The 24,880-nt window shown below is 42.7% G+C and carries 21 protein-coding genes; 8 read left to right on the top strand and 13 right to left on the bottom strand.

The features are described 5' to 3' along the window. On the top strand, positions 1–705 hold the full coding sequence (locus WCM76_06560; protein ID MEI6765287.1) for a deoxynucleoside kinase: 705 nt from the start codon (positions 1–3) through the stop codon (positions 703–705). 51 nt (positions 706–756) lie between these two features. Here WCM76_06560 and WCM76_06555 read toward each other — a convergent pair whose 3' ends face one another. The 4 genes from WCM76_06555 to WCM76_06540 are packed head-to-tail and all read right to left on the bottom strand — an operon-like array spanning position 757 to position 3,911. Further along, the gene (locus WCM76_06555; protein ID MEI6765286.1) at positions 757–1,104 is read right to left on the bottom strand and encodes a heavy-metal-associated domain-containing protein; all 348 of its coding nucleotides are present in this window, start codon (positions 1,102–1,104) and stop codon (positions 757–759) included. A gap of 23 nt (positions 1,105–1,127) precedes the next feature. After that, the gene (locus WCM76_06550; protein ID MEI6765285.1) at positions 1,128–2,045 is read right to left on the bottom strand and encodes a hypothetical protein; all 918 of its coding nucleotides are present in this window, start codon (positions 2,043–2,045) and stop codon (positions 1,128–1,130) included. Positions 2,046–2,087: 42 nt separating this feature from the next. Beyond that, entirely contained in the window at positions 2,088–2,990 is a 903-nt protein-coding gene (locus WCM76_06545) for a hypothetical protein (protein ID MEI6765284.1), read from the bottom strand. A gap of 24 nt (positions 2,991–3,014) precedes the next feature. Further along, positions 3,015–3,911 (bottom strand): hypothetical protein, encoded by an 897-nt coding sequence (locus WCM76_06540; protein ID MEI6765283.1) that lies wholly within the window; start codon positions 3,909–3,911, stop codon positions 3,015–3,017. 97 nt (positions 3,912–4,008) lie between these two features. Between WCM76_06540 and WCM76_06535 the strand changes: the two genes are divergently transcribed. Both WCM76_06535 and WCM76_06530 read left to right on the top strand, forming a co-directional pair. Next, positions 4,009–4,707, top strand: a complete 699-nt coding sequence (locus WCM76_06535) for a phosphoribosyltransferase family protein (GenBank protein MEI6765282.1) — start codon at positions 4,009–4,011, stop codon at positions 4,705–4,707. A 91-nt stretch (positions 4,708–4,798) separates the two neighbouring features. Next, positions 4,799–5,239 (top strand): GNAT family N-acetyltransferase, encoded by a 441-nt coding sequence (locus tag WCM76_06530; protein ID MEI6765281.1) that lies wholly within the window; start codon positions 4,799–4,801, stop codon positions 5,237–5,239. 61 nt (positions 5,240–5,300) lie between these two features. On the opposite strand, the gene WCM76_06525 is transcribed toward WCM76_06530, so the two are convergent. Then, the gene (locus WCM76_06525; protein MEI6765280.1) at positions 5,301–6,410 is read right to left on the bottom strand and encodes a T9SS type A sorting domain-containing protein; all 1,110 of its coding nucleotides are present in this window, start codon (positions 6,408–6,410) and stop codon (positions 5,301–5,303) included. 112 nt (positions 6,411–6,522) lie between these two features. Between WCM76_06525 and WCM76_06520 the strand changes: the two genes are divergently transcribed. Both WCM76_06520 and WCM76_06515 read left to right on the top strand, forming a co-directional pair. Next, positions 6,523–8,028 carry a glycine-rich protein gene (locus WCM76_06520; GenBank protein MEI6765279.1) on the top strand — a complete coding sequence of 502 codons (1,506 nt, stop codon included), beginning with the start codon at positions 6,523–6,525 and terminating at the stop codon, positions 8,026–8,028. Between the two features lie 55 nt (positions 8,029–8,083). Beyond that, on the top strand, positions 8,084–9,628 hold the full coding sequence (locus WCM76_06515) for a PKD domain-containing protein (protein MEI6765278.1): 1,545 nt from the start codon (positions 8,084–8,086) through the stop codon (positions 9,626–9,628). Positions 9,629–9,740: 112 nt separating this feature from the next. Here the strand turns inward: WCM76_06515 and WCM76_06510 are convergent, their stop codons facing one another. The 5 genes from WCM76_06510 to rsmI all read right to left on the bottom strand — a co-directional run bounded on the left by WCM76_06510 (position 9,741) and on the right by rsmI (position 16,545). After that, on the bottom strand, positions 9,741–12,791 hold the full coding sequence (locus WCM76_06510) for a T9SS type A sorting domain-containing protein (GenBank protein ID MEI6765277.1): 3,051 nt from the start codon (positions 12,789–12,791) through the stop codon (positions 9,741–9,743). Between the two features lie 67 nt (positions 12,792–12,858). Continuing rightward, a complete protein-coding gene (locus tag WCM76_06505) occupies positions 12,859–14,220 on the bottom strand; it encodes a hypothetical protein (protein MEI6765276.1) in 1,362 nt (453 codons plus the stop codon). Then, complete coding sequence (locus WCM76_06500; protein MEI6765275.1) at positions 14,204–14,722, bottom strand: sigma-70 family RNA polymerase sigma factor; 519 nt, start codon at positions 14,720–14,722, stop codon at positions 14,204–14,206. Before WCM76_06500 ends, WCM76_06505 begins: the two co-directional genes overlap by 17 nt. Positions 14,723–15,151: 429 nt before the next feature. Next, positions 15,152–15,511 (bottom strand): hypothetical protein, encoded by a 360-nt coding sequence (locus tag WCM76_06495; protein MEI6765274.1) that lies wholly within the window; start codon positions 15,509–15,511, stop codon positions 15,152–15,154. Positions 15,512–15,873: 362 nt separating this feature from the next. After that, positions 15,874–16,545 carry a 16S rRNA (cytidine(1402)-2'-O)-methyltransferase gene (rsmI, locus tag WCM76_06490; GenBank protein MEI6765273.1) on the bottom strand — a complete coding sequence of 224 codons (672 nt, stop codon included), beginning with the start codon at positions 16,543–16,545 and terminating at the stop codon, positions 15,874–15,876. A gap of 84 nt (positions 16,546–16,629) precedes the next feature. On the opposite strand from rsmI, the gene WCM76_06485 reads away from it, so the two are divergent. Then, positions 16,630–17,373, top strand: a complete 744-nt coding sequence (locus WCM76_06485) for a PrsW family glutamic-type intramembrane protease (GenBank protein MEI6765272.1) — start codon at positions 16,630–16,632, stop codon at positions 17,371–17,373. Here the strand turns inward: WCM76_06485 and dprA are convergent. Continuing rightward, positions 17,362–18,462: a DNA-processing protein DprA gene (dprA, locus tag WCM76_06480; protein MEI6765271.1), complete on the bottom strand. Its 1,101-nt coding sequence runs from the start codon at positions 18,460–18,462 to the stop codon at positions 17,362–17,364. The two genes, WCM76_06485 and dprA, sit on opposite strands and share 12 nt — an antisense overlap. Positions 18,463–18,693: 231 nt before the next feature. Between dprA and WCM76_06475 the strand changes: the two genes are divergently transcribed. Further along, positions 18,694–21,045 (top strand): TonB-dependent receptor, encoded by a 2,352-nt coding sequence (locus tag WCM76_06475; protein MEI6765270.1) that lies wholly within the window; start codon positions 18,694–18,696, stop codon positions 21,043–21,045. A gap of 10 nt (positions 21,046–21,055) precedes the next feature. After that, a complete protein-coding gene (locus tag WCM76_06470; GenBank protein MEI6765269.1) occupies positions 21,056–22,132 on the top strand; it encodes a glycosyltransferase in 1,077 nt (358 codons plus the stop codon). A gap of 276 nt (positions 22,133–22,408) precedes the next feature. Here the strand turns inward: WCM76_06470 and WCM76_06465 are convergent, their stop codons facing one another. Continuing rightward, entirely contained in the window at positions 22,409–23,947 is a 1,539-nt protein-coding gene (locus WCM76_06465) for a YifB family Mg chelatase-like AAA ATPase (protein MEI6765268.1), read from the bottom strand. 207 nt (positions 23,948–24,154) lie between these two features. Beyond that, positions 24,155–24,880, bottom strand: coding sequence for a LytTR family DNA-binding domain-containing protein (locus tag WCM76_06460; protein ID MEI6765267.1), 726 nt, complete (start codon positions 24,878–24,880; stop codon positions 24,155–24,157).

Genomic DNA, 24,880 nt, shown 5'->3' with positions numbered 1-24,880 from the left:
ATGACATACAATTACATTGCAATAGAAGGAAATATTGGCGCAGGCAAAACATCGCTGGCAACAAGAATATCACAGGATTTCAACGCCCGGCTTATACTTGAGCAGTTTGAGGATAACGCCTTTCTGCCAAAGTTTTATCGCGACCCCCAGAAGTATGCTTTTCCACTTGAACTTTCATTTCTTTCATCACGCTATCAGCAGCTCAAAGAGCAATTATCGCAAGGCGATCTTTTTAAAAGTTTTACTGTTTCCGATTATTTCATTTATAAATCGCTGATTTTTGCCCGCAAAACATTGCAGGATGACGAACTGAGCCTTTACACGCGTTTATATTTCATCATCAATTCGGTACTTCCACGGCCCGACTTACTGGTGTATCTTTATGTAAGTGTGAAGCGCTTAAAATGCAACATTGTAAAGCGTGGTCGCAGCTATGAACAGGATATCGAAAGCGAATACTTATCGAAAATTCAGGATGGTTATTTTGAATTCATCAATCAGCAGCAGGATTTGCGTGTGCTTATTATAGATGTGAATGAAATTGATTTCGTAAAAAACCCCGACGATTATAAACTCATTGTCGATACCATAATGCAGGAGTATTCGGTTGGGGTTCACCGCATCTCGCTCAAAGGCTCTAACAGCAGCACTTCCGAAGAATGCAGCGCCCAAAAATGCGGTGAACAGTATACTGCACAAAAATAAAAAAGACCATCCTTTGCAGGACAGCCTTTTAATAATTAATGAGGTGGAATATTATTCCTTGGGGGCCTGTTCAGGATTATGCGTACAGGCACTTTTAATCGTTGTTCCGGCAGGTGTATATTCAGTGCGGTAGCCTAATTTTTCAATAGCAGCAACCAGCTTATCCTGATTTGTTTTGTCGACGTCATAAACAATGGTTACTATCTTCGTATCAAGGTCGGCAACAACAGTTTTCACACCGGGTTCTTTCACTATTTCCGTTTCAATATTTGCCTTGCCGTTGGGACAATGAAAACCGGTTTTTATTTTAGCTTCCTTGGTTGCAGTTTGCGCCATTATTGAGGTACAAAAAAGCAGTAATAACGGAAGTATAATTAATTTAATTGCGGTTCTTTTCATGATAAACAAGTATTTTGTTTTGATTATTTTTCAAAAATAAACGTGCTGGAACCAATGTTATTACCATCCACAAAAATGTCGATATAATAAGTGCCCACGGTAAAGTCTTTGGCTTTTTTCCAGTAGCTGCAAAGGTCAATCGGTTTGTTTGTATAATTGATTTGCTCTTTAACAGAATACTGAAGTTTTTTACCCTGATATTCGAAGGAATATTCATCGCCGGTACCCAGGCTGAGAATACTGCCACTGGGTTCAGCAATTCTCAAGTATACAGTTTTTGGACCCGGAGTCGTGAGTGGATTTTCGCCAATGGTGAAACAAACACGAAGTCTGTCGGCACGTTTTGCTTTTTTGGTGGGAAGTTCTTTGCCCGATGATTTTGAAATAATACCGCCTGCATTGATGTCGTAGCTGGTAAGAACAGAACCTTTGTTCACTTTATCGCTCAGGTTGGTGTTCTGGTTTGACAGTTCTTTATTTTCAACGGTTGCCGAATCAAGCTGGGTTTTAATATTGAAGTTGGTTTCAATCAATTCTTTATTCTGAGATTTCAGCTGTTCAATCTGCTGTTCATATTCTTTCAGCCGGCCTTCCATGGCCGCAACTTTACCTTTATATACTTCTATAGAGCCGCTGCTTTTTTTAACTTTTTCGAGCAATGTGCTGACACGTTCTTTTTCTTTGTTGAACATATCGCTCAACTCGGTATTTTCCTTGCTCAGCTTATCATAATCTGCTTTAAGCCCTTCGAGCTTGGTAATGAGTTGCCCCTTTTCGTCATTCACAGCCTGCTTTTCAATAGTAATCGTTTCTATCTGTTTTGTGGCGGTGAGAAGTCGCCATCCAAGAATGGCAATTACTAATAAAAGCACAAACGAAAGCCACATAAACCAGTTTACTTTACTTTTTTCTGCCACGGGGGCATTTTCCTGAGTATCCATAAATTGTTGAATTTTGAGGTTATTATTAATTATTTTATAATTCTATTCAAGTGAAAAACTGCCCGGTGTAATTGCTTTATCAAGGTACACTTCTACGGAATATTTTCCTTTTTTATACTGTTCCGTACGCGTAAGGTACATGCAAAGATCGAGTGGATTTCCATCAAAATAAAAGCTTTTGCGCATCGAGTACATCAACTTTTTTCCCTGCCATTCAAATTCACCCGAACCGCCCGTATTATCAAGTAAAACAATGCCACTTTGGTCGATTATTCTTACATACGCTACTTTCGATCCTTTATCTGCTGAATAATTTTGCAATACCCTGAAACATACCCTGATCTTTGATACTTTGGTTGTCTCTCTTACCGGTGTTTCTTTTTGATCAATGCCTTCGGCAGCAAGTTTTCCAATTCCCAGATCGTTTTTGCTGACGGTGTGAGTTTTGTTATCAGCGCCTGTCTTTACTTTGAGCAAGGAGTCGTAACTTATCTTATAACGATTCGATGAAGAAAGCAACTTTCTGTTTTCCGCTTCCAAATCTCTGATTTTTTCTTTGAATACCTGCAGAGAAATCTCAAGCTTTGTGACATCGGTTTTAACTTTATCTGTATTATTCTTCTCCCCTTCCACGTCGTTCAGCATGCTGTGCAGCTTTTCCTTTTCACGGCTGAAGAGCGAATCGAGCCCTTCATATTCGCTTCCAAGTTCATCATACTGCTTTTCCAGATTCTGGAGGTACAGTTTGAATCGTTGATTATCTGTAACAGCTTTCTCGGCTACTACACGATTTGCAATACTGGTTCTTGTACTGAAGTACACATAAATCAAAAACCCGGTTGACAGAAAAAATAACGATGCAAGAAAGATAAGAACACGAATTCTCACTTTTGATTTACCGTTGTTGTTTTTTTCTGAAACCGGCAGATTTTCTTGCCGTTCCATGGTATTTTGGTTTTGTTGATTTTTTTATTTCAGCGTTAGCTGAGTCTGGCCAATCTCCTGACCGCCTGTAAAGATAGCAAAATGATAAGTTCCGGCGACAATACGATCGGTTTTTTCGTAATACAGTGAAATATCAATCGGCTTACTTTGATAATTAACCGTCGTTTTTAAGGAATACATAATAGCTTTACCTTCAAAATCAAATTCCCCACCGTCGTTTAGTATTTGATTGTCGGGGCGGGCAATGCGAATATATACTTCTTTCGGACCTTCCGATACCAACGGATTCTTGGCAAGAGTAAACGTAATTTTTATTTTATCAGCTTTTTTGGCTCTGTCGGTTGCTTCCTCCTTTTTACCTCTGAATTTGATTGCCTCAGCTTTTATTGAATAGGCGGCCAGCACGGCGGCTTTGGTTATCTGCTCTTTCAGGTCTTCTTTATCTTTCGTCAGCGCGGCACTTTTTTGCTTCTCATCTTTGATGTTATCTTCCATGCCGGCAATTTCCGTTTTAAGCTCTTTATTTTCTTTAAGGAGTTTGTCAATCTGCGCAACATAATCCTGGGTTATTCCGCGCAAGTAATCCAGTTTTTTCTGGATTTGATTTTTGCCGGCATTACTCACGATAAGTTTTTGTATTTCTGTTGCCTGAGCCTGAATCATGCTGTCTTTTGCAATCAGCGCCGTACTCATACTGCCATATTCTTTTTTAATCTTATCGTGTATTGTAATAAGACTGTCAAGCTGGTGCTGCAAACCCTGCCGTTCACCAACCGCTTTTTCCTTTTCTACAATAAAGGTATTTACTCTTGTTTTGGTGACAATCAACTGCCACAACAAAACCACAATAATCAGGGAAAGAACCCCGATAATGACCTGATGTACTCTCAGGCTTTTTTTATTTGTATTTTCTTCACTCATAAGGCATACGGTAATATGGCGGCAAAGATATTTATTTTTTTTTGATAGTCTTGCATCAACAACGTCAAATAATCAATTAGTTTTGAATAAAAAAACTATGAAGGGAGCAAACCTTTTCTACGACCTTTTTGCCGTTTTTTTTCCGAGAACCTGCGCAGCCTGCGAAACAACGCTGCTTAAGCACGAACGCGTTATCTGCAGCTATTGCGAATTCAATCTTCCGCGCACCGGTTTTCATCTTGAAGAAGAAAACGCCGTAAGCGCTGCCTTCTGGGGCAGAGCAATCATTAACCGCGCTGCGGCATTTTATTATTTCAACAAAGGCAACAAAGTACAAACGATGATTCATAAACTTAAGTATAAAGGTCGAAAAGATGTTGGAATGCGCATAGGAGAAATCTATGGAAAAGAGCTGGCTAAAGCCCCTTCATTTTCTTCTGCCGACCTGATTATTCCGGTACCATTACATCCAAAACGCCAGCGAAAAAGAGGATACAACCAAAGTGAGTGTTTTGCAAACGGGCTGGCACTGTCAATGAACGCCAAAGTAAATACTACCGCGCTTATCAGAACCGTTGCGTCACAAACACAGACAAAAAAATCGAGGATGAGCCGTTGGGACAACGTAAGCGAAATATTTGAAGTGAAAAGACCGGAAGAATTAGCAGGAAAAAATATTTTATTAGTCGACGATGTAATGACGACCGGCGCCACCCTCGAAGCCTGTGCAATGCGGATTCTTACCGTTCCCGGAACTAAAATCTGTATTGCAACCATAGCATGTGCTATAAAATAAGCTCAATCATAGCGCTTTAATATATGGATATTATTGTTATTTCACGACTTTCGTCCTTTTTAATAGTACATTTGATGGTTACATTACGTTTATGGTAACCGTTGTAGAAATCGATATTAATAAAGTAGCATCGCGTGTTGAAGTATTTTATATCCGCACGCAGGTTTTTATTTTTGAGCAGGGCGTTGATCCATCGTTAGAGTACGATGAATTTGACGACAATGCACATCATTATCTTGCCCTTGAAAACGAAACATCTGTTGGTGCTGCCCGATGGAGATACACAGATGAAGGTATAAAGCTTGAACGATTTGCTGTTTTGGCAGCGTTCAGAAATTGTGGTGTTGGTGCCGCCATTCTAAAGAAGGTAATGGAAGATGTAAGACCACTCTCTAAAAAAATATACCTGCACGCACAAATAAAGGCTGTGCCTTTTTATGAAAGGTATGGTTTCGTTAAAGAAGGGGATGAATTTACAGAAGCCGGAATGAAACACTTTGCCATGGTATGGAAAGACCAAACCGGATTCTGAACTTCACAATTCGAGCGGAAAAGCTAATATCGGCGTTCATCTTAAACAGACAACAGGATTCTTATAATACAGGTATTTTCAAACTTTCAGTTTGTCCTTCAGCACGAACGTTGAGATAATAAATACCGCCACTTAAATGTCCTGTATTTATTGATGATGCGAATTTTTCATCGCATGAAGCGTCAAACCTTGTGCTCCCTATTTTCTTCCCGGAAATATCAAACAACGAAACATCATAAGACGTGCCTGCCTTGAGGTTCATGCTAAATTTAATTTCATTGGTTGACGCATCAGGATAAGCATAATTAATTATCGTATTTTTTTTTTCGGTGCCCTCTATGCCCAGCTGGCTCCCGTTAATCGGACTTCCGGCTTCATACCATGCAGTATAAATCAGGTCTGCCAACGATACCGCCGCGTGCTGAAATAATATTTTTGTGCAATTGCTGGTTTTAGCCCATAATGCATCATAATACACAGTGGATGTATCGTTGCCGGCAAGCGCTAAGGCATACGTATCAGCCATCAGCACTGTATCAACATACTGAAAATTACTATAAATGTAATTGAAGACATACTGGTTCACATCGGGCACATAATGTACTGCTTGCCCTGTGATACTTATCTGGCCAATGTAATACCAAATCATATCCGATTCATAGCGCGAATGTATTCCATCCTGTCCCGTGAGCTGCCCGTCGTAATTCGCGCATATATGCAGCGGCATGTGACCGTCGGCAACATAATGACCAAGGTCAGAAGCAAACAGCATCGCTTTATGCCAGTCGTGACGGATAAAAGCATTTTTCAGCGAGTCAAAAGTTACCATCGTTGCCCAGGGCAGAATACCCGTGTTATACACAAAATAACTTCCGTGTATCATAATGGCTGAATCAAGCGTTGAAGGAATGCGGCCTGTGCCAACAAATTCCGAGTAATCGTCGATATCAATATAATGTTTCGGCGACTCAGTACTGTCCGTGTATTTTCTGTCATCGGCATCCGATGCATGAGCTGCAAGAGAATCGGCCCAAACAGTAAAAGAATTCATCTCAAACGGAAACGACAAGGTCGATTTTTTATTGATTTTTTTATGACCACTCCAACCCCAGCTTCCAAGCAGAATAGTGAGTGCGAGTAAGACGAAAGTGCGAATAATAGTTCTGTTCATCACGATTAATTTTGACAAAGGTATTGAAAAATGAGGGATTTCCCCATCTTTTTGCTATTTTTGCAGTAAATTCATAAGCACCTAATTGTTTATAACATATACTATTACGAACATGCGAAAAATAATTACTACTGCGGCATTCATTCTGTTCCTTTTCCAGGGATGGGTTTTTGGACAGGGAACTTCTATTAATACTACCGGCGCTCCGGCCGATCCTTCAGCTATGATTGATGTGAGCAGCCTTGATAAAGGAGCATTGCTGCCACGCATGACAGATGCTCAACGCAATGCCATCACAAACCCTGCGGAAGGCTTACTTATTTTCAACACGACCACAAAATGTTTCAATGTTTTTAAAACAGGTGCATGGTTTGAACTGTGCGGCAACTGCCTCACACCACCCACACCCGTAATAGGAAGTAACAGCCCGGTTTGTGCAGGCGATACGCTCAAACTTACGGCATCCACCATTCCAAATGCCACGTTTCAATGGACAGGTCCCAACGGATTTTCATCCACACTTCAAAATCCTAAATTACCAAATTCCACTTCAGCAGAAGCAGGTATTTATTCACTCACAGCAAGTGTTAGCGGTTGCAACAGCGCAGCAACCTCTGTATTCGTAAGCGTTAATTTGCTGCCTGTTTCGACATTTACATATTTACCAAACCCTATTCCGCTTAATCAAAATATTACCTTTTCGCCTGCGACTTCCGGAGCCGCTTATAGCTGGACATTTCAGAGCGGAACCCCTGCTACCAGTACCGTTCAGAATCCGGTTGTACAATGGACTTCTACCGGTACATACAGTGTTAGCTTAACGGTTACTCAGAACGGTTGTTCATCATCGACAACAAGCACTGTTACACCCACAAACTGCACCAACCTTCACGGAACGCAGACATTCAGTTATACCGGCGGTGTTCAGACATTCACAGTTCCAACCTGCGTTTCACTTGTGACTATTGAGGTTTGGGGTGGTCGTGGTGGTAATTCAATTCAGAATGGTGTTGCACCCAACTGGGATCATTATGGTGGATTAGGAGGCTATGCTAAAGGCGACCTTGCCGTAACTGCCGGACAGGTATTGAATATTTACGCAGGAGGTCAGGGTGGCGATGCCCCGAGCGACGTCTATATCACTCCTATTTGCGTTCGCGCCGGATGGAATGGTGGCGGCTGCGCAACAGAGAATCGTGACGGTGCCGGTGGTGGCGCCAGCGATGTTCGCGTTGGCGGAACAACATTAAACGACCGGGTTATTGTTGGCGGAGCCGGCGGCGGCGCCGACCAATCGCAGGGCAATGGTGGTGCAGGCGGTTATCCAAGCGGAACCAATGGTTTCGGCGATCCTTCAGGATACGGATATGGAGGTACACAAACAGCCGGCGGTCAACAGGGAACGTATCAGGGCGGTGCAACTCCGGGCACATTCGGTATCGGAGGCAATGGCGGAACAACGTACGCTCCCGGCGGCGGCGGCGGCTGGTATGGCGGCGGCGGCGGTACCGATGTTGGTGGCGGTGGCGGTGGCTCTTCCTATATTGGAGGCGTTACAAATACATCTACCCAAAACGGTATCTGGTCAGGAGATGGCAAAGTTGTTATTACCTGGTAAATCAGGTAACAGAAAATTTGAAACATTTAATTTCTTTTCTTAAATACTACCCGTAATGAACTTTCTGAAGGTCTTACCATTTGCGCTTTTAATGACAATAGCAAGCGCAGCTTTTTCTCAAGGAACTGCCATAAACAGCACCGGTGCAGCACCCGACGCTTCTGCCGGACTGGATGTAGATTTCAGTAACCGTGGTATGCTGGCTCCACGTCTTACCGATGCTCAGCGAAACGCGATTGTAAATCCCGCAGAGGGTTTATTTATTTTTAATCTCACTTCCGGATGTTTCAATTATTACCATGGGGGTGCCTGGTTTCAATGGTGTGGCAATTGTATTCCTCCGGCATCTCCTGTTGCGGGCAGCAACAGCCCTGTATGTTCCGGAAATGCCGTAAATCTGACGGCATCTTCAGTTCCCGGAGCATCCTATTCATGGACCGGACCAAACGGCTTTACGTCTACCGCTCAAAACCCTGCTATAGCCAATGCACAAACGGCAGCATCGGGCGTGTATTCCGTTTCTGTTGTGCTTGGCGGATGCCCGAGCGCGCCGTCTACCGTAAATGTTACCGTAAACCAAACTCCGGTTTCAAGTTTCAGTGCATCGCCGAGTCAGGGCAGCATCAATCAGGACGTAACCTTCACACCAACGGTCACAGGAGCGGTTTATCTATGGAAATTCCAGAGCGGAAATCCCTCCACAAGTACGGTGCAGAACCCCTTAGTACAATGGTCATCAACCGGAACGTTTAACGTAAGCCTGGTTGTTACGGCCAATGGCTGCACTTCAGATACGACACATTCCACCATTACAATCAGCACGTGCGCTCACAGCAGCCAGACGTTTTCGTATACCGGCAGCATTGTAACATGGACAGTTCCCACGAATATTTGTTCTCCTGCCACCATTGAAGTTAAAGGCGGCGAAGGCGGACAAAACTTTTTTAACGACCGTATTACCGGCAAAGGCGCGATTATTAAAGGTGATTTTGTTCTTACCGGAGGTCAGCAATTGCGGATAATTGTAGGTCAGCAAGGGCTCACAGGTGTGAGCAATCCTTACGGAGCAGGCTCCGGCGGCGGCGCATCAGCTGTATCTGTGGTAGGCAGCAGCACGCCGCTTATAGTTGCAGGCGGCGGCGGCGGTTGCGGCGGAAGGCAAAGCACCTATTACGACGGCGGTCCGGCACAAACCGGGAATAACGGCGGAAGCGCGTATCCGGGCGGACCATCTGTTGGCGGAACAAGCGGTAATGGCGGTAATGGCGGTATCGGTCATCAGCATTGCGGCGCAGCAGGTGGCGGATGGTACACTGCCGGTGGCAATACTATTTCTGATGCTACATGCGGCAGTGCGCTCAACGGAACCGCGGCAGGCGGTATTGGCGGCTCTTACGGCAACACAGGCGGTTTCGGCAGCGGCGGCGGCAGCAATATTGCAGGTGGCGGCGGCGGTGGTTACTCAGGTGGTGCCGGCGGCGACCAGACCTCGGGCTGGAATGAATGGGGCGGCGGCGGCGGCGGCTCATTCAACACAGGTACCAACCAATCGAATACGGTAGGCAACACCGGAAATGGTGTAGTAACGATAACGTGGTAGAAAAACTGTAGATAATTCAGCTAAAAATGCGGTCACGGCAAGCTTTCGCAAACCGTGAACCGCATCAAATAAAGTTTAACCCAAACCAGATTTTTGTTCGTTTAAATATTCATCATTTCACAAACGCCCGGCTGACAGTGCTTCCGTCATCCATAAGTAAAACGAGGCGGTAAACTCCTGAAGCTAGTTTTTGATTGTCAATCGTAATTTCATTTTCGCCAATTGTGAGTTCAATATCCTTTTCAGAAAGTTGCCTTCCGGTAATATCAAATACCTGCATTTGCATGCCTGTAGGCTTTTTAACGCCCAAACGAATTGCGGCATTTTCATTCACAGGGTTCGGAAAAATTTCACTTATAAATGAAAGTGATGGTTCCGCAACTTCAACCCCCGCAACCACATTATTCCCGGTTACGGTAAACACCAAATTAGTAACTGTTGGATTAGCGGCACTGATGGTTATTGTGATGGGTGTAGTTGTTTTTCCTGCTATTTCAGGATAAATAATATAGGTGCCGTAAGCAATTCCTGAAAAGGAAAATCCTCCATACTGATCGGTATTCATGTATGTAAGCACGTTGCCGGCGTTATCTTGCAGCATTATTTCAACACCTGCAAGCGGACCCGTTTTGGCGCCCTGCTGAATAATCCCGCCTATCTGGCCTTGTCCGGGGCTGGGACCGGGAATGGCAAGTAAATGAATGTCCTCACCATAAAGATCCATATTCAGATTTATAATGGTGGCATTTGACCAGTTCAACACATCGCCATAATAGGTGGGTGCGTAATTTCCAAATTCAGATGATACAGACGATGGCTCGCATTTTACATAATAATCAGCCGCCGGCTGCTGCATGAAAAAATAATAACCGAGGGTATCAAAATTCATCCATCCTGCCTGTGTTATATTTTGTCCGTTTATAACCGAAAGGGTGGAGTTTCCGTTATCAAGCGGCAATAAGCCTGCAAAAACCTGCCCGGCCAAAATAAAGCCCGGATAGGTTACATGAATTGTATCGGAAGTACATGCTGTTAAAGGATTTGCGCAAGGCGCATTAGAGGTCATTATGCAACATATTAAATCTCCATTCGCAAGGCTGTCATTTGAATACGTAATAGAATTTGTACCCACTGCAACGCCATTGAGCGACCATTGAAACACAGGTGCTGTTCCGCCATTGCCGGGATATGCAGTATAAACTACGTTCGTGCCATAGTTTACAATACCTGCAGGTGATGCGATGATACTTACACTCGGCACAACATTATTATTCACGACAACATTTACTGTGGCTGTTGCTGTTCCGCAACTGTTGGTTGCGCTCAACTTATAGATTCCTGCTTGCGCGGCGGTTGTGATTGTGAATGCTGCCGGGTTTTGTGCCGTTGAGGTGTATGAATTTGGTCCACTCCAATTCCAGCTTGTTACGCCGGTTCCGGCGCCAGTCAATGTAAGCGTGCTGCCCAAACAAACCGGGTTTGGGTTTGCAACAGCGGTTACTGCGGCAGGGGGCGTATTTACAACTATTACAATTGTATCTGTCATTCTAGCACAACCATGGACATCTGTAACCATTGCCCAGTAGTTTCCGCTTTGGTTTACACTGATGGTGGAATTTACCGATCCCGTTGACCATACTATAGTTTGTATATTCGGAATACAGCAAGGGGCTAATTGCAAAGACGTTCCCTGGCAAATTGTCGTATCATTATAATTAAGATGTCTGTCCGGAGACGTCAGCGTAATGATATTTGAAATTACAAAATTAGGGTTCGCACAAATTAATGACGACGTCATCTCGCACCACACACTGTCACCTGACGATAACGTACTTGACGTATATGTTGATGTATTTGCGCCAACATTTATCCCGTTTACTTTCCATTGCCACGATGGTGATGTTCCGCCATTGACAGATGTTGCAGAAAAAGCAATCGGCATACCACTGCAAAGTGCGCCGGGAGGATTGGCCACAATGCTTATTGATGGCACCGCTCCAGTGCTAAAACTCCAGCCGGTATTATTACCATTATCTATACTGTTGGCTCCGGCATTAAAACCGGCACCGCCCGTTGCTTTACTATCCTGCAGGTTTATATAATCCAAAGACACACAACCCGAGGCTTTGTAAATACTAGCCTGACTTCCCGGTATTGATGCATTGATTGTAATTAGATTTGCCGGTGCGCCTGTTGCCGACAAGGTGGCCGTCGCATTCAGTGTTTGTGTTTTTGCAGATTGCAATGTGTATGTTTTAGCCGGAGCAAATGACAAAGTCCCGCTGTATGAATTGTTTCCATTTATATTTGCACTTCCAGTGAAAGAAACATTATAGAAATTGCACGTATTCCCGCTTCCGTTATTAAGCGTTCCGGTTATCGAAGCATTTGTCCATTGGAGGTTGTAGAAGGTGAGGGCATTCCCTGTAAGCATATCAAGAGTCGGTGCAGAACTTCCCGAAAAAATAAATGTCGAGGCTCCGGAATTAAAAATAAGTCCCGAAGGATTAATCGTACTTCCCGCACCGGTAAGGGTTACTATCGAGCTACCAAGATAAAGTGCTCTTGCATTTGTAAAATTCTCATTGAGAAAAGTACAGCGAACACTGTTATTATTCGTGTTAAGTGTTCCGTAAGAATGGTCTATTTCACCTGTTGTAATAAAATTATCCATCAGTGTCCACAGACCTCCGTTGCCACTGAAGTGTACAGTATTGCTGAATTGCTTTCCGGCCATTGTTATCGATTTACCGGTTGTTGTGGCTTCAAAATAAATTTTGCCTGAAAAGTTTTGTGTCATTGCGGAAATAAATTTCAGGCTTCCGTAAATCGATAATGTATTTGCTGAAGAACCTGACAATACAGGTACATTCATCGCGCCTGTCCAATCCATGTCATTGCAAATTGATGCCACATTTATGGTAACGGTTTGCCCTGCACCGGAAAAACTGTTTACATCAAAAAATACATTATCTGTAGCGGAAGGAACCACTGCCATATTTGGTACGCCCCCGGATGTTGCCGACCAGTGGCTAAGATCGTTCCAGTTGCCGCTTCCTCCTATCCAATAATAATTTGTCGAAAATGAAAACTGACTAAAGAAAATCATCACAGCAAATAAAATAAGTGCGCGAAAATCTTTCATTGTTTTGTTTGTGTTCATAGCTGTATATTTTATAAATTGTTTGTTTTTCCTCATTGATAATTTTTGCAAGATTCATGGGTAAGCGTTATTCAATCTTCACAAAAACCCCGGCACGCAGGCCAAGCGAACAAGGCTTAATTCCTGCATCTGCGTTTGTTCCGTATATATTCTTTAAGTAATACCTTAATGACGGTTCTATCGTGAATCCCAGCAATCGGTTGATGTCATATGATAATCCGCAATCGAGCAACAGCACATAGCCATTTTTATTCGGTGCTGAACCCGTTTCATTATCGCGGTAACTGACTATACCATTCATTGATGGCTCCGGTATATTAATTCTGTCGGCAATACGCATTGAATATCTGAAACCGGCTTTAGGTGTTACTGAAAATCGTCCGAACTGCTTTTTATATCCTGCCATCAATTGAATATGAAGCAGGGTGCTTTTTTGTTCAGCTTGTACATTCTCACTTTTCTGAACGCTGTCATAGAGGTTAACCGTTTCGGTAATAAATGCGGGAGCGTTGGAAATGCTGTCCCAAAAAATGCGCACAACGTCCTGATAAGTTGCCGTCAACTCATTTACTTTATAGCGTAGTTCATGGTCCGTCTTGATTTTTGAAAACCCCAGGCCCAGGCCGCCTTCAATGACCCATCCTTTACAATTGTATTCGCCAAATAGTTCATAGGAATACGTCCATCTGTCAGGTGTACTATTATTATTTTGAATGAAATATTCCGGCGTAATATTCAGAAAAAGTTGCCATAAAGAACAGGAACCGCCATTCAAATTATTGTGAAGCTGTAATGGTGTTATTTCGTCTGTCATAGTGTGTTTAACCTCTGCCACGGGTTTTCCCAATGAATCTGTAATTAATTTTATTTCATCAACGGCGATTAATTGTGTGCCATTTAAATCGTTTCCTTCTTCATTTATAATCATTGGGATGACACTATTTTCTTCAACAAGCGGCAATTCCATAATGTTGGTCTTGTCTTCTGAAATCGCATCTATATTCGTCTCCTGAGTGTCGGCAGCAACTTCATTTTGCAGTGTATTGTTATCATCACCGGATTGTACTTCCGTCGTTTTTTCAATTGAATTTACACTGAGTATTTTCTTCGTTTTGATTTTTTTATCATGAACAGTATTGAAATTTGTTGAGCCTTTTCTAATTTGATTATTATTCATTGAGAATTGAAGTTTTAAAACTGATTTTTCAGTAATTCCGCGGGAAGCGCAATTTGTCACCGAAACCCCAACAATAATAAATGCGGGTAAAATAACGATAAGCATTAACGACCAGAACTTCCAACCCGGCGACCTGCGTTTATTGCGACGCATTGAATGTTTGATATTTTTCCAAATGCGCGGAGGCGGTTCTTCCTTATACTGACCGAAATTCTCTCTGAACAAATCATCTATATCAAATTGCTTGTTCATAGCTGTGAATATTATAATGTGTTTTCATTTTTTCCTTAATGATTTTTCGTGCGCGAAGCAATGTTATCCGCGATGAAGCTTCGCTCATTCCGAGCAACTGTGCAATCTCGGCATGGCCAAACCCTTCTATCACGCTGAGATTAAAAACCAAACGATAGTTATCCTGAAGATTGTTGATTACCGCCATCAGCTCGCGCGTGCTTATTTGCCCAACGGCTTCGTTTTCCACAGATTCATCCGGCATAAATCGCTCATCTTTATAATCAAATTTCAAACTGCTTTTGTAATGATTCAATGCGGTGTTTACAATAATCCGTTTAATCCAGCCTTCAAAAGAGCCATCGTCCCTGAAATTTTCAAGATTATCAAAAACCTTGATAAACGCCTCCTGCATGATATCGTCAGCTTCTGCTCTATTGCGCACATATCGCAAACATATACCGTACATCAATGGTGCAAAACGACGGTATAACTGCTCCTGCGCAACAACATCATTTCTCAAACAGCCGAATATTATTTCCTTCTCAGTCCTCATTTTCTATTGACGGTTAAACAAAAGACAATACAAGTTAATCTTTCGTTACTCGAAAACGAAGGATTTTTATAAAAAATAATTGATATAATATACACTATATTAAAGAGTTAAAATAGGCAGCTGTTTCCCTTTTATGCATTGGTCATTATATTGCGGAGGTATGTTATTTTGCTTTAGCGAACCGGAAGTTGTGTGGTTATCCCCGTCATAGGCGCATTAGAAGCGATATGAGATTCAAAAAGTAAATTTCAATGGAATCCAACCATTGAAAAAAATATTAGTTCGTCTATTAATTGAAATTTACAAATAGGCTTATAGTCCAACAAAAATGGCCATCCCGCAGGACAGCCATTTTTTCAAAAGAAAGTGAAGATGGGTATATATATAGAGCAATTCTTAGCCGTAATTCTGCATCACAAAATCAAAGCGATAGTAAAACGTTTTTCCGGCATAGGCCGATGCGTTGTCTACCGACACCTCCGCTAAGTCGGCTGTAAAATGTTGCTGAAAACCCGGTTCACTGGCGTTGATGGCTTTTATATTCAGTTTGCCGTTTTCCATTACTTCAAGAGACACCACCACAAATCCTGATGTCAGCGTTTCTTTTGCAAAGTCAGGGAATGAAACGTGATCTGTTAGAATTTTGCGCAATGCTTCCGATGTTCCCGGAACAGGCTTGCCTGCAGATACAAATCCGCTGGTGAGCAGTACCACAAATAATGTGGCAATTCCTGTGATAATTTTATGGTTTTTCATGTTGCTTAGATTAGAGTTGAACATTTTGTTGATTATTGAATTGTATTATTAATCTGTGATGAAACAAAAGTATATGCGGCGGTTTCTGTTTACAAATAACTTATACACACAGTCACATCTGCTATACCACAGGCACAACTACCCAAATCATGGGTTTGTTTAATGCGAATAATGGTTTGTTGAATGTCGCTTCCCGTTCATTGAACCTTCAATTGTAAACATTACCGTGTTTTCAGTAATGCGACGGACAGCCTTATAAAAAAGTTACAGGGAAAATTAAAAGTTGAGGCATAGCCGAAATCCGCCAATGGCGGATTGTGAGTCGTGAGTCAAAAGTCGTGTTAACTGATAACTGTTAACTGCTATTTGTTTCCAGACACAACGATGACTACTTCGCCTTTGATGCTGCGGTTTTCGTAATGCTTGATAAGTTCCTGCAGCGTGCCACGGGTGTTTTCTTCATGAATTTTACTCAGCTCGCGCGATACTGAAACAAGCCTGTCGGGGCCCAATGCTGTTGATAATTCGCCGAGCGCCTTTAATAAACGGTGAGGCGATTCGTAAAGTATAAATGTGCAATTATGTTGTTTCAGAGATTCCAGTTTTGTTTGCCTGCCTTTTTTCTGCGGAAGAAAGCCTTCGAAAATAAAACGCTCATTCGGAAGTCCTGAGTTGACCAGTGCAGGCACAAATGCCGTTGGTCCCGGAAGGCATTCAACCGGAATGTTTGCCTGCACACAGGCGCGCACCAGCAAAAATCCGGGGTCGCTGATACAGGGCGTTCCTGCATCGCTGATTAAAGCAGCCTTTTCGCCATTTGCAATGCGAACAACAACATCCTGCAGCGTACGGTGCTCATTGAATAAATGATGGGAAACCATCTTGTTTTTAATATCGTAATGCTTGAGCAGGAAGCCCGAAGTACGGGTATCTTCCGCAAGTATAAAATCAACCTCCTTTAAAATCCTAACAGCCCTATACGTTATATCTTCCAAATTACCTATAGGCGTAGGTACTACATAGAGTCTCGACATGTTCTGAATTTTGAGTAAAATTAAAAATTATTCCGGAGCAAACGGATTTCACTTTATATTTGAATCTAAAATCATCAGAATACGATGGAAATAATTTCAATGCTGCTGCTCATTATACCGTTGGCAATTGCACCGGGCATCGCTATTTCTCTTTTCATTTATTACAAAGATAAATATGAAAAAGAACCGTTCAGGCTGCTGCTGTTCTGTTTTCTTTTCGGCTTATTAAGCATTGTACCTGCACTGATAGTTGAACTTTCTGCCGGCGCCATTGGTATCGACGACATGCACGGTCCATTCATCACTTTTGTTTACGCGTTCTTTATCGTTTCCCTTTCCGAAGAATTATCAAAATTCTTTTTTCTGCGAGTATTTGCCTTCCGGAAAAAAGAGTTCAACGAACCTTTTGATGGCATTGTGTATTCGGTAATGATATCAATGGGTTTTGCCACACTTGAAAATGTTATCTACTCTTTCAGCGGCGGTTTTTCTTCTACCATGCTGCGCATGTTTACGGCGGTACCGCTGCATGCCAGCTGTGCCATACTTATGGGCTATTTTGTCGGACTTGCCAAATTCCGCTCTGCGCCTGCACTGTATATGTTCTTAGGTGTAATCTTCGCAGTAATGCTGCATGGCATTTACGATTTCTTTTTATTTATGAATGATATCCCTGCGCTCGCCGTTGTTGCTTTTGCTTCATTGGGTGGAGGTGTCGCCTTATCATTTATTTCCATGAATAAATCAGTGAAAATGTCGCCATTCAAAAACAAGCAAACAGAAACTGTACCAGCAGAAAAAGACGTACCGACTTCATCATCGGATTAGCCTGTATACCTTGCCGGGAAGACATTTTATCAATCCGCTGAATTCCAGATTTAGTAATAACGAAGCCATGCGCCCCGGCATAATTCCCGTGTCGGTGCATAATTCGTCAATACTTAGTTCTTCTGATTGCCTAAGCAACTCTACAATTTTTTCTTCTTCGGGTTTTAATTCCGGAAACAACAATTGTTGAACAGGCTTACCGTTTTTTGCCGTATCGTCCCAACCCATGATATATTTGATATCATCGGCAGAAACTGCGAGCGCGGCTTTGTTTATTTTAATAAAATAATTGCATCCTTCAGAATACACATCTCCTACTCTGCCCGGTACGGCAAAGACATCACGGCTGTATGAATTGGCTATTTCACCGGTTATCAGCGCACCCCCTTTTTTTGCAGCTTCAATTATAAGTACTGCATCAGCCATACCGGCAATGATACGATTCCGCTTCGGAAAATTTTCCTTTTCGGTTCTTGTTCCTGATGGAAAATCAGTAATCAAGGCACCATTCTCAAGCATTTTTTCAGCCAGCGATTTATGCAAGGGCGGATAAAGTAAATCATGCCCGTGAGCCACAACACCCACCGTAGGAATATTATTATTAAGCGCTGCTTTGTGCGCCTGACCGTCAATCCCGTATGCAAGGCCACTTACAATAAGCATATCAGGACCGGCAAGTCCAGCAACAAAACGATCGCATAACTCGCGCCCATAGTCCGTTGCGCTGCGCGTGCCTACAATACTGACAACACGTGCCGCGTTCAGGTTGGTTCGTCCTTTCATATAGAGCATTACGGGACCGTCAATACAGTTTTTCAGGCGAAACGGGTAATCCGTATCGAGAAAAAATAAGGGCGTAATGTCTGATTTTTCAAGAAAAGCCATCTCCTGTTCCGCTCGGCAGAGTGCTTGTTCTTTACTGAGAAGAATAAACTCGGCAATGGTCTCACCTATGCCGGGAATGCGTGTAAGCAGGCTTTGCTTCTCACTGAAAACGGCCTCGGCGCTCCCACAATAAGCAACGAGTTTTTTAGCAGTAATATCCCCTATACCCGGAAGAAAGGTAAGGGCCAATTGAAACTTAAGCATTTAATTTTATTAGATGTGATTTAAGAAATTTTAACAAAAAAACTAATCCTGTTTGTCTTTGATTTTTTCGATATAAAAATAATAAAAAATTAGAATGGTCGCGGATTTCAACGCATCTGATGCATTTTTTTTTTGCAGATGCATTCCAGCCTGTTAATAGCCACAGAATAAAGACGTATGCTGATTGAAAATATTTTATACTTTTGCCCGCTTGTTTCACTAAACTAATGTATGATGCGGAAACTTTATGCTATTCTGTTTTTTCTTCCCTTTCTTTTTTCTACGGCAGTTGCTCAACAAGCAACCATAGAGGGAAAGATTATCAACAACAGTTCAAAAGAAACGCTTCCCGGCGTGAATGTAATCCTTAATACTACCACGGGCGTTGTTACGGATATCAACGGGAACTACTCGATAAAAGTAAATGCCGGCAAAATCAAACTCACGTATAAATACATTGGTTTTGCTTCAAAAGAAGTTACTTATACCGTTACCGCGGGACAAAAACTCACGGCCGACGTTGCTATGACAGAAGAGTCGATGATTATTGAAGGCGTGGTTGTGAGTGCCGGAAAATTCGAACAGAAAATTTCTGACGTTACGATTTCAATGTCGGTGCTTCGGCCCGAGCAAATGGAAAATCAGAACACCAATTGTGTTACCGAAGCACTGAATAAAATACCGGGTGTTGACATTATGGAGTCGCAGCCCAGTATTCGCGGAGGTAGCGGCTACAGCTACGGTGCCGGAAGCCGCGTGCTGGTAATGGTTGATGATATGCCATTGCTGTCGCCCGATGCCGGCGATGCCAAATGGAACTACATTCCTATCGAAAATGTTTCACAAATAGAAGTACTGAAAGGTGCGTCATCGGCACTGTTTGGTTCTTCTGCGCTCAATGGAGTGATAAATGTTCGTACAGCTTTTCCGACGGATAAACCAAAAACGAAGATTTTATACAACGCGGGCATTTACATGAACCCGGCGCGCAAAGAAACAAAATGGTGGGGACAAGACAGACCCTGGTATGAGTTCTGGAAAGATGAACAACCGTGGTTTTCAGGTTTAAACCTGTTTCACTCACGCAAAATCGGCGACCTTGACTTAGTTGTGGGCGCAAACGGGTATAAAGATCAAAGCTTCCGGAAAACTTCGGAAGAGCTGCATGGCAGATTAAACGTGAACCTTCGCTATCGTCCCAAAAAAGTCGAAGGCCTTTCACTTGGTGTCAATACAAACTTTATGTACGTTGGCAAAACAGACTTCTTTCTGTGGCAGAATGACTCAACGGGAGCACTTATGCAAAACCCGGGATCAATCAATGTTAATCAAGGTTATCGTGTGAATGTGGATCCCTATTTTCTCTATTTCAATAAAAGAGGAAGCAAGTACAGCCTTAAAACCAGGTATTTCAGATCGACGAACCTGTTTAAAGATAACCCGGATAAAAACAATATTGCAGACCTTTATTACGGCGATTACCAGTATCAGCGCTTCATAAAAAACAAACTGAACTGGACTGCCGGCATTTCCGGTTCATACACAAAAAGTACTGCCGAACTTTTTGGTGATCATTATGGCGTAAATGCATCATTTTACAGCCAGTTTGATGCAAAACTCTGGAAAAAACTATCTGTGTCTCTTGGTATACGTGTTGAATACTATCGTATTGATACGGCTGAATCGGTTTCAACCTATGCGCTGTATGTTTCAAAAGACACCATCAAGCTGCCTATCTGGCCGGTGTTCAGAGCCGGAGTAAATTATCAGCTTGCGAAATATACATTTATCAGAGCATCATTCGGTCAGGGTTACCGTTTCCCGTCTATCGCCGAGCGTTTCATAAAAACGAATATCGGAGGACTGAATCTCTTCCCGAATACAGCATTAAAACCCGAAACCGGATGGAGCGCTGAAATTGGCGCCAAACAAGGGTTTAAGATGGGCTCATGGAATGGTTTTCTTGATATCGCAGGATTCTGGACAGAATATTCCAATATGATGGAATTTACCTTCGGTATCTTTAAACCGGATACGGCATTATACCCCACGCTCAACGATATCGGCTTCAAGTCAATCAACGTTGGTCACGCACGCATTACCGGTCTTGATATGTCGTTTGCCGGACAAGGCAGCATTGGCGGATTCCCGGCTTACTACCTGATTGGTTATACGTATACCAATCCTATTGATCTTGGTGACACTACCGGTAAAATTGAAAACAAAATTCTTAAATACCGTTATTATCACTCCATTAAAGGCGATTATGAGATGTCATTCAGTCGTTTCACGGTTGGTGTAAGTTTTAACTATACCAGCAAAATGATAAACATTGATACCATTTTTGGGGCAGAACTTGTAACTGGTCTGAAAAGCTCCGTTATTCTACCCGGTATAAACGAGTATCGTGCAAAACATGATAAAGGATATTTCGTGTTCGACCTTCGCGGCTCTTTTGATATAACCGAAAAAATGAAAATCGGGCTCATCCTTAAAAATGTTTTGAATAATGAGTATATGACACGTCCGGGGTATATTGAAGCACCGCGGAATCTGGCAGTTCAATATTCGCTCACATTCTGATAACAATAATGTGGAACGCAGGACGGTATTGGTTTGTCCACTCAACTGGGGACTGGGTCATGCCAGCCGTTGCATCCCGCTGATTGAGCAATTGCTTACCGCCAATACGAATGTAATCATTGCCGGAAACGGCGATTCGCTTGAATTATTAAACAAAGAATTTCCCGGAATTGAAAAAATCAATCTTCCGGGATTTTCTGTTTCATACCCCAAAGGAAAAAATTTGGTGCGTAAAATGATGTGGCAAATGCCTCGCATTATTTATGGAATATGCCGCGAACACAGGCAGCTCAGAAAGATTATCAAAAAATTTCACGTTGACCTGGTGATTTCAGATAACCGTTTCGGCCTGTGGAACAAAAAGACAAAATGCATCTTCATCACACACCAGATTTTTATTAAATACCCTTCGTCCGCATCTTTTGAGAAAAAAATATTGCGTCTCAACAATTGGTTTATCTCCCATTTTTCCGAATGCTGGATTCCCGATCATGAAAAAGAAAATGTACTCTCCGGAACGTTGTCGCACGATTACCAACTTCCTAAAAATGCCTGTTATATTGGTCCGTTATCAAGATTTTCAGGAAAATTACTTACTAAAAATTCACAAAAAAAACATGATGTTGCAGTGATTCTGTCCGGACCGGAGCCGCAGCGCAGCATTTTCGAAGAACTACTGCTTCGTCAGTTGAAGGAGTTTACCGGCTCGGCGTTGATTATAAGAGGCGTCTCAACAAAAGAAACAAAAATTGATTTACCTCCACGCGTAGAAATCATTGACATGGCCGATTCCGAACGGCTGCTCGAAATATTCGCCACCTCATCACTCATCATATGCCGCTCGGGTTATTCAAGTATTATGGATCTCGCGTGTCTTGGCGTAAAAGCTGTTCTTGTGCCCACACCCGGGCAAACCGAGCAGGAATATCTCGCAGAATATCTTTTTGAAAAAGGATATTATTTCACGATGCCACAAGATGAATTTGATCTTGGTAAAGCTATCGTCCGGTCACAAAAATTCAAAGGGCTGCATTTTGATTTTGATAATTCCGTTCTTACGGAACGCTTGAAATTACCGGACTTTTAGGCACAAATCCTCACGTCCCATTTTTACCCATGACTATCCGCTCATGTCCGTTTTTTGCCATTTTTTGGACATGAACCAATTCTCATGTCCGTTCTCTACCCATAATCCTTTTCTCATGTCCAAATTTTGCCATTTTTTGGACATGACTATTTTAACTGAGAACTTAAAATGCCTGTCCGCCTCTGTCAGGAAGAATTAAAAACTGAAACTGTGATTTGTTGAATTGTCAAATTGACAAATTATCAAATTGACAAATTGAGGAACAGTTCTCTTATTTTATCCAGCCCAGTTCTCACGGTCCAGATTGCGAAAGTGAATCGCTTCGGCAAGGTGTTCAGACAAAATATGTTCGCTTCCGCTCATATCGGCAATAGTACGCGAAACCTTAAGAATACGGTCATAGGCGCGTGCCGAAAGACACAATTTTTCCATCGCATTTTTTAGCAGCGCGGAGCCGGCTTCATCAATTTCGCAGCAGCTATGCAGCAATTTCGTTGTCATTTGGGCATTGCAGTAAACGCCTTTCAATTCCGCGAACCGTGCTTCCTGAATCTGGCGGGCATTGATTACCCGCTCCCGGATTGAGCCGCTGTGCTCACTCGCCTGCACACGACTGAGTTCGCGGAAAGGCACGGGAGTAACTTCCACATGAATATCGATGCGGTCGAGCAACGGACCCGAAATACGGTTCAGATATTTTTGTACAATGCCGGGACCACATGAGCAATCTTTTTCAGGATGATTGTAATAACCGCATGGACATGGATTCATGGCAGCTACAAGCATGAAACTTGCCGGATATTCAACAGTGCAGCGTGCTCTTGATATTGTGATGCGCCGGTCTTCGAGCGGTTGACGCAATACTTCAAGCACGGTGCGCTTAAATTCGGGCAGCTCATCCAAAAACAATACGCCGTTGTGCGCCAGCGAAATTTCTCCCGGCTGTGGATTCCCGCCACCACCCACCAGCGCAACATCACTTATGGTATGATGCGGCGCACGAAACGGACGCACGGATATCAGTGCTGCCTCTCGTGGCATCTTCCCGGCAACGGAATGAATCTTGGTGGTTTCCAATGCTTCGTGCAAACTAAGAGGCGGAAGTATTGAAGGCAGCCTTTTGGCAAGCATTGTCTTCCCGGCGCCCGGCGGACCAATGAATATCACATTGTGACCACCTGCTGCGGCAATTTCAAGTGCGCGTTTAATATTTTCCTGCCCTTTTACATCCGCAAAATCAAATTCATATTCGTTGAGTCGTGCGAAAAATTCTTCGCGGGTATTGATAACAACAGCTTCCAGCTCAATTTCACCGTTGAAAAAACCGGTGACCTCACACAGATTTGACACACCATAGACTTCCAGATTGCTTACGATGGCTGCCTCACGCGCATTTTCCTTGGGCAGGATAATCCCTTTAAAACCATTCTGCCGTGCCTCAATGGCAATAGGCAGAGAGCCTTTAACGGGCTGTAAACTGCCGTCTAACGAGAGTTCGCCCATAATGATATACTCGTGCACGTTTTCGTGACGTATCTGCTCAGAAGCCGCCAAAATGCCAATGGCAATCGTAAGATCATACGAAGAACCTTCTTTGCGTATATCGGCAGGAGCCAGATTCACAACAATTTTCTTTCCCGGCATTTTAAAACCATTGTTTCTGAAAGCAGCTTCCATGCGCTGATGGCTTTCCTTTACAGCATTATCGGGCAATCCGACCATGCTGAAGTTCACCCCCTGGTCAATATTTACTTCAACCGTTATCGGGATGGCATTAATGCCGTGTATGGCGCTGCCGAAAGTCTTTATTAGCATCAGGCCTGTATTTTATTTTTTTTGCAAATATACAGTCTTTGCTTCTACCTTCGATATAATATTTTGTATTTCAACTAATTAGACTAATTCGTCGACACATTTTAGTTGTCTGTCGAACCAAGCGTGCTGCCCGTCTTTAATAAAAAAAGGGTGTATGTATTTTGTGAAAATTGGAAGACAGACTGTGAAAAGCGTTTCAATTATTCTTTATATGCCGCTTTTATCAAGCATGTCAAAGAATTGTTTTTTATACGTATCGCCTACAGGAATGATTTGATCGGCAATTTTGATGCGATTGCGTTCAATGCTTTCAATTTTATCGATGGCTACCATGTATGATTTATGAACGCGGATAAAATTTGCTGAAGGCAGAGCATCCTCCATTTTTTTGAAGCTTTGCAGCGTGATTACTTTTCCGGTAAGAGTGCGAATTACAAGATACTCTTTGAGTCCTTCGATGTACAAAATATCTTTAAAATCCACCCGCTTCATGCGGTAATCGGTCTTTACAAAAAGGTAGCCTTTTTCATCGCCCGTCGGAGTAACTCCGGCAGTGATATCTGTACTCTTTTTAGGAGAAATGCTATCGAACACTTTTTCGACAGACTGCAGGAAACGCTCGAATGATATGGGTTTCAGCAGATAATCGGTTACGTCAAGGTCGAACGCCTGTAAGGCATAAGAATCGTATGCGGTGGTCAGTATCACCCGGGGTTTATTTTTAAGGATGCTTAAAAGTTGTATCCCTGTAAGGTCTTCCATTTGAATATCTAGGAAAATCAGGTCAACCGTGTTGGATTTAAGAAACTCAAGCGTTTCAATTCCATTATCGAATGACTTGAGCAAATTCAGGAAGGGAACCTTTGAGATGTAATCTTCTATCTGCATCAGAGCAGGATGTTCGTCGTCTACGGCAATGCAATTGATTTTCAT

Source organism: Bacteroidota bacterium (assembly GCA_037133915.1).
Taxonomy (GTDB): domain Bacteria; phylum Bacteroidota; class Bacteroidia; order Bacteroidales; family CAIWKO01; genus JBAXND01.
Note: the sequence above shows the minus strand (reverse complement) of the source record. Positions and strands in the feature narration are given on the sequence as shown.